Annotated in this window: 12 protein-coding genes; 8 read left to right on the top strand and 4 right to left on the bottom strand. The window is 55.4% G+C overall.

Annotated features, from left to right (window positions below):
* The first annotated feature begins 10 nt into the window (after window positions 1-10).
* Window positions 11-679, top strand: a complete 669-nt coding sequence (locus ACYVAC_RS00820) for a porin family protein (RefSeq protein ID WP_461095641.1) — start codon at window positions 11-13, stop codon at window positions 677-679.
* Between the two features lie 79 nt (window positions 680-758).
* Here ACYVAC_RS00820 and ACYVAC_RS00825 read toward each other — a convergent pair whose 3' ends face one another.
* Window positions 759-1,178: a LytR/AlgR family response regulator transcription factor gene (locus tag ACYVAC_RS00825; protein WP_461095642.1), complete on the bottom strand. Its 420-nt coding sequence runs from the start codon at window positions 1,176-1,178 to the stop codon at window positions 759-761.
* Between the two features lie 248 nt (window positions 1,179-1,426).
* Window positions 1,427-1,858 carry a LytR/AlgR family response regulator transcription factor gene (locus ACYVAC_RS00830; RefSeq protein ID WP_461095643.1) on the bottom strand — a complete coding sequence of 144 codons (432 nt, stop codon included), beginning with the start codon at window positions 1,856-1,858 and terminating at the stop codon, window positions 1,427-1,429.
* 388 nt (window positions 1,859-2,246) lie between these two features.
* Between ACYVAC_RS00830 and pheS the strand changes: the two genes are divergently transcribed.
* The 6 genes from pheS (at window position 2,247) to ACYVAC_RS00860 (ending at window position 8,561) form a co-directional block, all read left to right on the top strand.
* Window positions 2,247-3,302, top strand: coding sequence for a phenylalanine--tRNA ligase subunit alpha (gene pheS, locus ACYVAC_RS00835; RefSeq protein ID WP_461095645.1), 1,056 nt, complete (start codon window positions 2,247-2,249; stop codon window positions 3,300-3,302).
* 229 nt (window positions 3,303-3,531) lie between these two features.
* Window positions 3,532-4,722: an exodeoxyribonuclease VII large subunit gene (locus ACYVAC_RS00840; RefSeq protein ID WP_461095646.1), complete on the top strand. Its 1,191-nt coding sequence runs from the start codon at window positions 3,532-3,534 to the stop codon at window positions 4,720-4,722.
* A 46-nt stretch (window positions 4,723-4,768) separates the two neighbouring features.
* On the top strand, window positions 4,769-4,957 hold the full coding sequence (xseB, locus tag ACYVAC_RS00845; protein ID WP_461095647.1) for an exodeoxyribonuclease VII small subunit: 189 nt from the start codon (window positions 4,769-4,771) through the stop codon (window positions 4,955-4,957).
* A 136-nt stretch (window positions 4,958-5,093) separates the two neighbouring features.
* Window positions 5,094-6,419 (top strand): DUF937 domain-containing protein, encoded by a 1,326-nt coding sequence (locus tag ACYVAC_RS00850; protein WP_461095648.1) that lies wholly within the window; start codon window positions 5,094-5,096, stop codon window positions 6,417-6,419.
* A 60-nt stretch (window positions 6,420-6,479) separates the two neighbouring features.
* A complete protein-coding gene (locus tag ACYVAC_RS00855) occupies window positions 6,480-7,550 on the top strand; it encodes an SDR family NAD(P)-dependent oxidoreductase (protein WP_461095649.1) in 1,071 nt (356 codons plus the stop codon).
* Between the two features lie 75 nt (window positions 7,551-7,625).
* A complete protein-coding gene (locus ACYVAC_RS00860) occupies window positions 7,626-8,561 on the top strand; it encodes a tryptophan-rich sensory protein (protein WP_461095650.1) in 936 nt (311 codons plus the stop codon).
* A gap of 45 nt (window positions 8,562-8,606) precedes the next feature.
* On the opposite strand, the gene ACYVAC_RS00865 is transcribed toward ACYVAC_RS00860, so the two are convergent.
* Both ACYVAC_RS00865 and ACYVAC_RS00870 read right to left on the bottom strand, forming a co-directional pair.
* Window positions 8,607-9,353 carry a DUF3307 domain-containing protein gene (locus tag ACYVAC_RS00865; protein WP_461095651.1) on the bottom strand — a complete coding sequence of 249 codons (747 nt, stop codon included), beginning with the start codon at window positions 9,351-9,353 and terminating at the stop codon, window positions 8,607-8,609.
* Between the two features lie 8 nt (window positions 9,354-9,361).
* Window positions 9,362-10,033 (bottom strand): hypothetical protein, encoded by a 672-nt coding sequence (locus ACYVAC_RS00870; protein ID WP_461095652.1) that lies wholly within the window; start codon window positions 10,031-10,033, stop codon window positions 9,362-9,364.
* 277 nt (window positions 10,034-10,310) lie between these two features.
* Between ACYVAC_RS00870 and clpB the strand changes: the two genes are divergently transcribed.
* Window positions 10,311-12,926, top strand: a complete 2,616-nt coding sequence (gene clpB, locus ACYVAC_RS00875) for an ATP-dependent chaperone ClpB (RefSeq protein ID WP_461095653.1) — start codon at window positions 10,311-10,313, stop codon at window positions 12,924-12,926.
* Window positions 12,927-12,989 lie beyond the last annotated feature (63 nt).

Raw genomic sequence — 12,989 nt, forward strand, 5'->3', positions numbered from 1 at the left:
ACAACCGCTTATGAAAAAGATCGTTCTGCTGGCCACCATGGCCCTTCTGCCCGCCCTTAGTTTCGCCCAGTTCCAGATTGGGGTGAAAGGGGGCGTGAACCTGTCCAAGCTTACCTTCGGCGATTTTGTTAAAACAAGCGCCAATGCCAACGGCTCGCCCAACGTCAGTGTCGATGGCCAGACATTCCGCAACAACCTGGGCGACAGCTTCAGCAGCCGTACCGGTACTTCGTTCGGCATTTACACCCGTTTTGGCCGCAATCTGTTTCTACAGCCCGAACTGTTGTACTCGACCCGCCAGGGCTCGTTTGACGTTACCCGCAATGGCACGACCGAATCGGTGACGGTAAAGACCACCAGTTTCGATGTTCCGGTACTGCTGGGGCTGAAGGGTGGCCCCCTGCGCGTTATGGCCGGTCCCGTGGTTTCGTTCCGGATCGACGACAATCAGGGCCTCAACAGCGCCCTGCGCCAGTACACCAGCGGTTCGCTCAACGACGCCTGGTCGAAGGCTTACTACGGCTATCAGGTGGGTGGTGGTCTTGATCTGGGGCCGCTTGGGCTCGATGTACGCTACGAAGGCAACCTGTCGGATATTGCTCAGGTCAACGACAGCAGCGGCAAATTCGGTCAGCGCTTCAAATCGTGGCAGATCACGCTGGCCTACAAACTCCTTTAGCAGCCGGCACGCCCGAATACAAACGGGGGTCGACGAGCGTTGTGCTCATCGACCCCCGTTGCGTTGGATAGCTTGCCTGTTAGTTGAGCAGCCGCTGCCAGTACTGGGCCAGCTGCACACTGATCTCTTTCATCCGGCGACGCGAAATAGCCACCTCACGGCCATCGGCCAGCCGAATCTGCCGGTCGTTACCGAACGCTCCCTGTTGTACGTAAGCCAGATTGACGATGTATGACTTGTGAATACGGGCAAACATGGAACCATCGAGCGTTTTCTCGAACTCTTTCAGCGTTTTCGACACCAGATACCGTTTACGGTCGCGGGTATGGAGAAACGTATAATTGCCCTCGCCCTGCAGGCAAACCACATCATCGACTGAGATGAAGATGGTCCGGTTGAGGTATGGGAGCGCGATACGTTGCATACCACGCTGGTACGCTACCGGATACTGAGGAGCAATAATCGTTGGGTGCAGCTGAGCAAACGTGTTCGGTTCCATGAGCGAGTGAGTTGGTTTGTTTCGGAGTAGGATTCTGAAACAAAACTACCAGTCGCTGACCGTTTACGAAAAAGTGCTCCCGGGTGGCGGGAGCACTTTCAATGAGCTAAACAGCTCTCTATCAATAATTTATGAAGGATAAAGCGTAAATTTTAGCGGGTATGTACCCAGCCTATTACGTAAAACTACGTATGGGCTATACAAGGCATTTCGCTGGCCTTTCCGGCAAAACTACCGCCGGCATCGGCCTAGCTGACAGCAACCGGCTGAAAGTCGCGGATGCGGTCGATAAACATCTGTGCCCGGCGCCGGGAAATTTTCACCTGCTGTCCGTCGGTCAGTTCGAGCTCGCCTTCTTTTTTCACAAAGAATTTCCGCACAAAGCCCAGGTTTACAATGCACGACTTGTGTACCCGTACAAAAGCCTGGCCTTCGAGCAGGGTTTCATACTCTTTCAGCGTGCGCGACACCAACATCTTCGTACCATCTTTCAGGAAAAAGTTAGTGTAATTCCCCGAACCTTCCAACCGAACAATTTCGTCGACCGAAACCGTGCGTTTGCGATCGTAGAATGGAATCAACAGCTTCTGAAGTGTGGAAACATCGGCAATTTTTTCCACACTTGTGTGGAACGGCATAGACATGGGGTCGAAGATCGAGTCGGTGGTAAGTGTTTTCATAATAGGCTGGAGAATTGTTTTGTTCGATGTAACTGGTCGTTGATTGTCAGTCGTTTATAAGTAGCCGTTAGCGGTACTGGGTACAGGGTGCCAGACTGGCTTTTTTAACCCGTTGGGGTACCTTACGCATAGGGTGGTTACAATAATCAGACCTGCTTTAAGAAATCAACGTATATTCATAGGCCACCCGCCAGCTACCCAAACAATTCACTCATTATCAATACAAACGTCTTACTAATAGGAAAGTACCCCGTTAGCGACTTTTGATCGGGTGTCATTTGTACACGAATCGGGCTGTTTGCCGATGTAGGATTCCCGGCAGGTGGTGAACAAACGCGCGCCGGCTTTTCCGTACCTTTGTAGCTGGATGTAGTAAACCCTGTGGTGTATGCTGGAGCATGTAGACGCTATTTACGAGGAAATAAAAAACTATGAAGTGCGCACCAAAGAGGAGCTGGAACAGTTCCGGATGCGCTTTATCAGCCGCAAAGGCGTGGTTACTGAACTATTTGATGCGCTGAAACAGGTGCCGGCCGAAGACCGCCGGTCGGTTGGGCAGGCGCTTAACGGCCTGAAAAATGCCGCACAGGCCCGGTTCGATGCCTTTAGCCAGGCACTCGACGAGCAGCCCGACGCGGGCAGCGGTCCCGATTTCGACCTGACGCTTCCGACCGTACCCAATCTGACCGGTACACAGCACCCGCTCAATCTGGTTCGCCAGCGGATCATCGAGATATTTGAACGCATCGGTTTCAACGTGGCCGACGGCCCCGAAATCGAATCGGACTGGTACAACTTCGGGGCGCTCAACTTCCCCGATAATCACCCGGCCCGCGATATGCAGGATACGTTTTTTGTGCAGAAAGCCACGGCCGACGAGCCGGGTAGCGACCGGCTGTTGCGGACCCATACCTCGAACGTACAGATCCGGCTCATGGAGCACCAGCGGGCCGGCACCACCTTCCGACCCATCCGGTCGATCATGCCGGGCCGGGTGTACCGCAACGAAACCATTTCGGCGCGGGCCCACTGCATGTTCCACCAGGTTGAAGGGCTGTACATCGACCGCAATGTGGGCTTCAAGGACCTGAAAGATACGCTCTACCACTTCGTGAAAGAGCTGTTCGAGCCCGGCACCCAGATCCGGTTCCGGCCCTCCTACTTCCCCTTCACCGAACCAAGCGCCGAAATCGACATTTCGTGTCAGATCTGCGGGGGAAAAGGCTGCAACATCTGCAAGCACAGCGGCTGGGTCGAGATTGCCGGTTCGGGCATGGTCGATCCGCAGGTCATGATCAACTGCGGCATCGACCCCGACGAATACACCGGTTTCGCCTTCGGGATGGGTATAGAGCGCATTACCCAGCTTAAATACGTGGTCAACGACCTGCGGCTTTACACCGAAAACGACGTTCGCTTCCTGCGGCAGTTCGAAGGGCAATAATTCAATTGTGATTGAGTAGTTGGGTGATTGAGTGACTAATGTACTCTTAGCTCAACTCCTTAATTACGCAGTTGAATGGGTAGTCAACGACATGCGGCTTTACGCTGAAAAAGACATTTCCTTTCTGCGGCAATCCGGTGGGTAGTCGTTCATTTGTTGTTGAGCAGTTGCGTGTTTGGGTAATACTCTTCGCTCAACCGCTCAACCACACAATCACTCATTTGCACCCATGCCTCCCATTCGTCTGTCTGATCTGGCTTTTACGCTCAACGCGGTTATCGACGATGCGTTTGGGCAGCAGGCGATCTGGGTTGTTGCCGAAACAAGCGACATCAAGAATTACCCCGATCGGAACTACTGCTTTCTGACGCTGGTGGAACGCGAAGGACGCGAGACGGTGGCCAAACTCGAAGCCGCTATCTGGCGCCGGCACTACGGCGCTATCCGGCAGTTCGAGCAGGCAACGGGCGTGGCTTTTGCCCGCAATATCCAGCTGCTGCTGCAGGTATCGGTTAGTTTCAACCCAGTCTACGGGCTGCGGCTCGAGATTCTCAAGATCGACCCCGCCTACACGCTGGGTAACCTCGAACGCGAACGGCAGGCCGTGCTTGACACGCTCGTGCGCGAACACCCCGAGCTGGTCTGGGTCGAAGCGGGGCAATACATCACGGCCAATCAGCTGCTGCCGCGACCACTGGTCATGCAGCGCATTGCGCTTATTGCCGCCCCCGGCTCCGATGGCTGGCGCGACTTCCGGCATGAGCTGGCCCAGAACCCGCTGGGGTATGAATACGTAGTCGACGAATACCTGACGCAGGTGCAGGGCCAGGGCGCCGAGCGGTCCATTGTGGGGCAGCTAACCCAGATTCAGCAGAGCGGCATCGCCTACGATGCGGTGGTGATCGTGCGGGGCGGTGGGTCGCAGCTCGACTTTGGGTCTTTCGACACGCTCATGATGGGGCTGGCCGTAGCGGGTTTCCCCACGCCCATTCTGGCCGGCATTGGCCACGAGCGCAATGTGAGCATCACCGATCTGCTGTGCCATCAGAGCGTGAAAACGCCCACCAAGGCAGCCGCTTTTCTGATCGATCATAACCGGCAGTTCGAAGAGCGCTGTCTGTACCTGCGCGAGCGGGTAGCGGCTTCGGCCCGTACCAGCCTGCAAACAACCCGCGATCAGCTCGACAGCGAAATCGAGCGATTCCGGTTTGTAATGCACAATTTTTTCCGCGACAAACATACCGATCTGGCCGAAAAAGCCGTAACGCTGCGCCACCTCGATCCGGCCAATGTGCTGAAGCGAGGCTACGCGCTGCTGCTGCGGCAGAACCGGATCGTGACCACGGCGAGCGCCATTGCCCCAGGCGATACGCTGCAGGTGCAGCTAGCCGACGGCACAGTATCCGTAATCAGTCAGTAACCGGCCCACACCGGCGGCCACAGTGCCGGTTTTATCCCCCTCTGCCATGACCTATCAGGAAGCCTACGACCAGCTGACAAGCCTGGTCGACGAGATCGAAGCCGACGAAGTTCCTCTCGATCAGCTGTCGGAAAAAATACGGCGGGCCACCGAGCTCATCACCTTTTGCCAGACCCGCCTGCGGGCTGTGGAAACAGACTATCAGGAGGTCATCGAACGCCTGGCCAAACGGTAACTCCCGAATATAATCGGCACCAGCCCTCGGCCCTTTGCCAAACCTTGCCTAATTTTATGCCGAACGGTGTTTCGTACACTTCGGAACCTGTGGTTGTGCCACCGGTTACTCTACTGCCTGCTTGAGTTTGTTATCTATGACCTTATTTGCCACGTTTAATGAAGTACTGACCTCGGATGTGCTGTCGCGTATTGCCAACTATGTCGACGAGCCTGCCGAGAAAACCCGCAAAGCCGTTGATGGGCTTGTCTACACGATTATCGGCGGTCTGATGAAGCGGACGACCACCGAGATTGGGGTTAATCAGCTCTTCAACCATATAAAAAAGGGACGCTACGAAGGCCAGCTGCTCGACAACCTGAGCAACTCGCTGCGCGATCCCAACCAGACCAATGCGCTGATTACGCAGGGCAATGACGTGATCAGCCACCTGCTGCCCGCCATGAAAAGCTCCATCGGCAGCATGATTTCGGGCTATGCCGGCATTCGTAACTCGTCGTCGATTTCGCTGCTGGGTCTTATCAGTACCATTACCCTGCACGTACTGGGCAAACAGGTCAGCGACCGGAAGCTCGATGCCGACGGGCTGGCGGCTTCACTCTTCAGCGAACGGGAAGCTTTTGTCAATGCCGTTCCCGATGAGTTTATGCCCCGCCTGATCGAAAAGCTTGGGCTGCAGCAGGTTGTTTCGGGTATTGCCGCACCCGCCCGCCGGGCTCCCGGCGAAGCCCCTGGTCAGACTACCGTTACCCGCCCCCCCGTGGCTTTCGATGCCTCGGCCGAGTCGGACCTCGATACGGGCGCGCTGGGCCGCTGGGGTATTGGGGCCCTGGTACTGGCCGCCCTGTTGGCGCTGGGCTACTATATCTACCAGAACACCCAGAACCACGCAGCCTCTGCCGAGGAGGTAAGCCTGAGCGCCGACTCGACCCTGAGCGATACGGTGGCCCGTTCGCTGGCCGTACCGGTCGATACGGCGGGCAAACGACCGGCCACAGCCGTTCCGGCTACCCCCGGCATGCCCGCTACCGGAACAGCTGTTTCGGGGGCTGCCGGTATGCTCTCGCAGCAGATGACGCCTTATCTCGGCAATGCGGCCCTGCCCAAAGGCCGCACGTTCCCGATGCCGGCCATGACGTTCCAGCCGGGTTCGCTAACCCTGACGCCCGATGCGCAGGCCACGGTCGGTGAGCTGGTTACCCTGCTTAAAACGTATCCACGGCTGCAGATTCAGCTGGTAGGCTATGCCAACGACGCGGTGCCGGCCATGGGCATGACCAACAAAGCGCTTTCGTTCAAGCGCGTCAACCTGATCAAGCAGCAACTCGTTACGAGCGGTATCAACTACCTCCGCATCGACGCCATTGGGCGGGGAACGGGCGTTTTTCGCCGATCGACCGACACCACGAGCCTGCGCCGGCCCCCCATGCGTAAGATCGACCTGAAGGTTGTTTCGAAGTAAGTTGGCTGAACAACTTTAGCGTTGTGCCGTTGATTAGTGCATCACTAACACGTAAACAGCATGACGACAGAAGTTGGAAAGACAGCCCTCATTACGGGCGCGTCGAGCGGCATCGGACGGGAACTGGCTACTCTTTTTGCCAGAGATGGGTATCACCTGGTTCTGGTTGCCCGTAGTGAAGACCGTCTGCAGGACGTAGCCGAAGCCCTGAAGCATCAGTTCGGCTCGACCACTACAATTATCGAAAAAGATCTGTCGCTGGCCGAAGCCCCGCAGGAAGTCTACGACGAAGTGAAGCGGCAGAACCTGACCGTCAACGTACTCGTCAACAACGCCGGCGTTGGTACGCACGGCAAATTTGCTACCGACACTGACCTCGACAAAGAACTGGCCCTGATTCAGCTGAACGTTACATCGCTGGTTCACCTGACCAAGCTGTTCGTGGGCGACATGCTGGCCCGCAACGAAGGTAAGATTCTGAACCTGGCCTCCATTGCGGCCACAACGCCTAATCCGCTGGTGGCAATCTATGGTGCCTCCAAAGCGTTTGTCCTGTCATTCTCCGAAGCGCTTTATAACGAACTAAAAGGCAGTGGCGTCACCGTCACAGCCCTACTGCCGGGCGCTACCGATACCGACTGGTTCAACAAAGCCGGTGCCGAGTACACGGTAGTTGGTCAGAGCGAGAAAGCCGATCCAGCCGAGGTAGCTAAAGATGGCTATGAAGCCCTGATGTCGGGTAAAGACAAAGTGGTATCAGGTACCAGAAATAAGCTGACAGCGGCACTGGCCAACGTGAAGACCAGCCAGCAAAACGCCGAGAGCGCGCGTAAGCAGATGGAAGCGCCCCAGCCGAAAGACAACGCCAATGCCACGCTGGTAATCGGTGTGGGCGTGGCTGCCGTCGTAGCCACGGGCATTGTGCTGGCCGCTATTTACCGCAACGCCAGCCCCATCCAGAAAGCACAGTATCGTTTCAAATTCAACCGGGCCCTTGGTTCACTGCAGGATATTGCGGGCTCGGTAGCACAGCAGTTTCTCAGCACCAAAGACAAAGTGGTGAAGAAAACGCGGCAGGTGGCCGGTACCCTCGAAGATGAGGAAGAAGAACTGGAAGAAGCCTACGCATAAACCACCTGGTAATCCTAACCGAACGAACCGCCCTGCTTACAGGCCGGTTCGTTCGGTTTTCACTCAGCAACGTTTATGAAAAATTCATCATTCTGGCGCATTGCAAGCGCCGTTTTCGCCGTTGGCAGTATCATCTACACGGCAACGTCGAGTCGTAACGCCCGTGCGCAGGGACAGCAGATGCAGGAAGCCGAAACCGAGCCCGACTACGATGTACCGGCTCAGTATCAGCGGGTGTTCGATAAGAATCTCATCATTCCGGCCGGCTGGACATTCGGCGCGGTCTGGTCAACGGTCTACACCGGGCTGGGTGCGCTGATGGTACATCAGGCCCTCAACAGCCAGCGGTTCAACCCCCGCTACCAGAAAGCCCTGCCCTGGTGGGCGGCCAGCTGGACACTCAATGCCATTTTCGGCAAGTTTTTCTCGCAGAACGACGAGCAAAGCATTCTGATTTCCGACGCTACCACCAAGGCTAACCTGGCTGCGGCTCTGGGACTTCACCAGGCCCTCGAGATTGGCGAAACGGAGGTAACGGGTCCCGAGAAATACCTGCGCATTCCGGTAAGCCTTTATACGGGCTGGCTGACGGCAGCCACTGTGGTTGGCACGCCCGACTCGCTGCTGACAGCGGGTTTATGGGAGCGTAACAACGAGCGCGATGTGCCGCTGTCGGCGGGTATTCTGGGCGCTACGGCCGGCGTTGGCTACGCCGTAGCCCGCAAGCTCAACGACCCCTGGTATATGGTTCCCTTCGTAGCCGGCTTTAGCGGTATTGCCACCCGACAGTGGCACCGCAACCCGGTTGTGGGCATCACAGCGGCCGGTCTGGCGGCAGTCTACGCTGGCCTGCTTGCCTACTGGTTGCCCAAAGGCACATTCCGGCCCTACAAAACATTGATTATTCACGATGCCGAACTGCTGGCCGGCCCCGTCGAAACAGACGATCCGCACCAGGCAGCTATCGCCCGCGAACGCATGACGCCGATCGAAGCCGAAAGCCTCGATTAATGCCAAAGAAGCCCCGTTGCCCTGGTAATGGGGCTTCTTGTTGCGCTAGTTACCAATGAAACCTGCCGTCGCTAATCCCAGTAAAATTGCCAGCCCATAACTCAACAATGTCCCTATCAGTACATATTCAGACTGTTTCGTTGCTTCAGTTTCTTTAAACCGCAGCAACGATTTTGCGGCTATCAGAAAGCCGATAGCCTCATATTGGCCAACGAGTACGAGCGAAAAAATTATTACCCGTTCTGAGATACCGATCCATCGACCTGCATCGGCCAGCGAATAGGTCGTTCCCGGCACACTATCCAATTCCTGCTGCCATCGTTTTGTAGCTATACCAACAACGAATGATAAGGGCGTGGTACAAATTAAATACCCTGTCAGCACGGCCATTGTATTGGGATCTGTGAAAACGAGTACGATCATTCGCCCGACCAACGTCCAGGTTTTGGTGCCATACATCCATACTAAAACTAGTACAACCAGATGCGACAGCTGATCGAACAGAAAATAGCGTAGCGGATGTGTACTACCATACGTTGCTTTCAGCCAGTCAATCAGGCAGTGTGTTACGACGACGATACCAAAAACCCAATATCCATCCCATATACCGGCTAGTAAGTAAGCCAGCAATCCAGCCAGAATGCTATGCCAATAGAGCGCACGGGACCGGTGCCTTAGTGTCCGCTTCTGAAAAACCCAGGCCGTTGGCTGGAAGAAAAAGTCGGCCATCAGGTGCGACAGTAGCAGCCTGATCAACAGCGCCGTATCATCAGCAGTGAAATAACGTAGCATAACTTAGCTTACACCATTGATTCATAATACACCAGTAATTTTTCGATTGCCACCCACGAAGCGGCTTTCGCCCGCTGATTGACTGCCGGTTGCTTAACCGACAGAATCTCGGCAATAACGACTTCCGTATAGTGTTGAAGTTTGTAATAGACTACCTCGGATTGAGCAACGGTCCACTTGCTGATAATTCCTTCTAATAAAACCAAGTTGATTGCCAGTGCCTTATCCAGCGTTGGTTTCCGCGTCTTTATGGCTAGCTGGTTCGGCTCTTTTTTAAGTCCGTCCAATAGGCGCCCGGAAAATCGAAACGCTTCTCCTTCCGACTCGGCTAGTGTGGTGGCCATGTTGTTAGCGGTGCCAATGCCAATTGCAATACGGGCATCTGAAGGAATTACGTTTTTGCCCGCAACAATTTTGCTTTGCAGATAAGCCCGTATCAAAATAGCCACGCGCAACGATTGCTTCGGCTGATCCAACAGACATTGAAAGCTGTCTCCTCTGTACGGCTCGAATCTAATCTTCAAACCCAGGTTATTTCTAGTCTTCGTCTTATACGTGTCGAAGAACATAGCCATCGATCCGAGCAACGCCCTACGCTCAGTTACCGTCAGTTTAGATGAACTAATTATGTCGCCGGTAAGAACCGCAACTACTTTAGGGCTGTGCACTGTTTTGGACATGGTATAAGCTCTGAGCCTTATATCAGGCAATTATAAGGCTCAGAGCTTATAATTACGCACCCGTATCGTTAATTTTTACTACCGATAGCTTAACCTGCTCCGCTCACAATCTGCCCATTTGCACTACTCACTATGAGACAGTTTGGCACTTTTTCCGTACTGATTGGTTATAAATCAGCCAAAATGGCCGCAAAATCAAGTCGGTACGTAGTTTGTTTATAGGCTGGTATCCAACTGATCACCAATGCCGTTTCACCACGGATAACCCTTTACTGAAATGGACTTTAAGAACTACACCGTAAAAGCGCAGGAGGTCGTACAGAAGGCTTCCGAGATTGCCCTCGGCAACGGGCAACAGGCCATCGAAACAGGCCACCTGCTGCTGGCCATTCTGTCGGAAGACGAAAACGTGATGGACTTTCTGGCCCAGAAAGCCGGTACCAGCCGGCAGGGGCTGGTGCCCATCGTGCAGGCAATAGTCAACAACTACCCCAAAGTGTCGGGAGGCAACGGGGGCGTATACCTGAGCAACGATACGGCTGCGGCCTTCGCCAAAGCCACCACCATTACCAAAGAATTTGGCGATGAATTCGTCAGCATCGAACTGATTTTGCTGGGCCTGATGGCCGGTAAAGATCAGGTAGCTACCTTACTGAAAGAAGCGGGCTTCCGGGAAAAGGACACCAAAGCCGCGATCAACGAACTCCGAAAAGGAAACCCTGTGAAAAACCAAAATGCCGAAGCGACCTATCAGTCGCTCGAACGCTATAGTGTTAACCTTAACGAACGCGCCCGCACCGGTAAAATTGACCCCGTAATCGGCCGCGACGAAGAAATACGGCGGGTACTTCAGATTCTGAGCCGCCGAACCAAAAACAACCCCATTTTGCTCGGTGAGCCCGGTGTGGGTAAGACCGCCATTGTCGAAGGGCTGGCCCAGCGCATTGTGTTGGGCGATGTGCCGGAAAATCTGAAAACCAAAACCATCATCTCGCTCGATATGGGCCTGCTTATTGCCGGCGCCAAATACAAGGGCGAGTTTGAGGAGCGGCTCAAATCGGTTATCAAGGAAGTGACCGATTCCGACGGCGAAATCATTCTGTTCATCGACGAGATCCACACGCTAATTGGCGCGGGGGGCGGTGGCGACGGCGCCATGGACGCAGCCAACCTGCTGAAGCCGGCCCTGTCGCGCGGTGAACTGCACACCATCGGCGCCACCACGCTCAAGGAATACCAGAAGTACATCGAGAAAGACAAAGCCCTTGAGCGCCGATTCCAGGCCGTTATGGTCGACGAGCCCAATATGGCCGACGCCATCTCGATTCTGCGCGGTATCAAGGAGAAATATGAGCTGCACCACGGCGTTCGGATTAAGGACGATGCGGTGATTGCCGCCGTCGAACTGTCGACCCGCTACATCACCGACCGGTTTCTGCCCGACAAGGCCATCGACCTGATGGATGAAGCGGCTGCCAAGCTGCGGCTCGAGATGGATTCGGTACCCGAAGAACTCGACGAACTGAACCGGCGCATCATGCAGTTCGAAATCGAGCGTGAAGCCATCCGGCGCGAAAACAACGTCGACAAGGAAACATCGCTCAACCGCACCATTGCCGATCTGACCGAGCAGCGCAACGACCTGCAGGCCAAGTGGGAAACCGAGAAAGCGTCGGTCAACGAAGGCCGGACGCTGAAAGAGCAGCTCGATCAGCTGCGCTTTGAAGCCGAGCAGGCCGAACGCACTGGCGACTACGGCAAAGTAGCCGAAATTCGGTATGGCCGTATTCCGGAGCTGGAAGCCAAACTCAACGGTCTGTCAAAATCAGAAGGCAATGACCCCGACCGCATGATGCAGGAAGAGGTTACGGCCGAAGACATTGCCGAGGTCGTGGCCAAGTGGACCGGTATTCCGGTGCAGAAAATGCTGCAGAGCGACCGGGAGAAGCTGCTCAACCTCGAGAAAGAACTGGGCAAACGGGTGGCTGGTCAGGCCGAAGCCATTGAGGTAGTGGCCGATGCCGTTCGGCGGAGCCGCGCCGGTATGCAGGATCCCAAGCGCCCCATCGGGTCGTTTATCTTCCTGGGTACAACGGGCGTTGGTAAAACCGAAGTGGCCCGCACGCTGGCCGAATACCTGTTCAACGACGAAAATGCCCTGGTGCGCATCGACATGAGCGAGTATCAGGAGCGCCACGCCGTCAGCCGGCTCATCGGTGCCCCTCCGGGCTACGTGGGCTACGACGAAGGTGGGCAACTGACCGAAGCTGTGCGCCGGAAACCGTATTCGGTGGTGCTGCTCGACGAGATCGAGAAAGCCCATCCCGACGTCTGGAACATTCTGCTGCAGGTACTCGACGAAGGCCGCCTGACCGACAATAAAGGCCGGACGGCAAACTTCAAGAACACGATCATCATCATGACCTCGAACATCGGCAGCCACCTGATTCAGGAGAAGTTTGCCGAAGACGAAGGCTGGAACCATAGCCTGGTGCTGGAAGAAGCCAAATCGGCGGTGATGGAGTTGCTGAAACAAACCATCCGCCCCGAATTCCTGAACCGGATCGACGAGATCGTCATGTTTGAACCGCTGACGCAGGCCAACATTCGCAAGATTGTCGATATTCAGTTCCGCGAAATCAAGCAGCGGCTGGCCGAAAGCGGTATCCAGCTCGACGCGACCGACGAAGCGCTGACGAAGCTGGGCGAGGAAGGATTCGACCCCGTGTTTGGCGCCCGTCCGCTCAAACGGGTGCTGCAACGCCGGGTGCTCAACGCGCTGTCGAAAGCCATCCTGTCGGGCGAGGTACGGAAAGAATCGGTTGTATTGATGGAGCTGAACAGCGATAACGAAATCGCCTTCACCAACCTCGATGCCGAAATTGAACTGTAAATAGGCGTTAACAGCCTTGTGCTGTGCTACTACATAAATCCCGGTTGCCGATAGGCGGCCGGG

It is taken from the genome of Spirosoma luteolum (genome assembly GCF_054778875.1).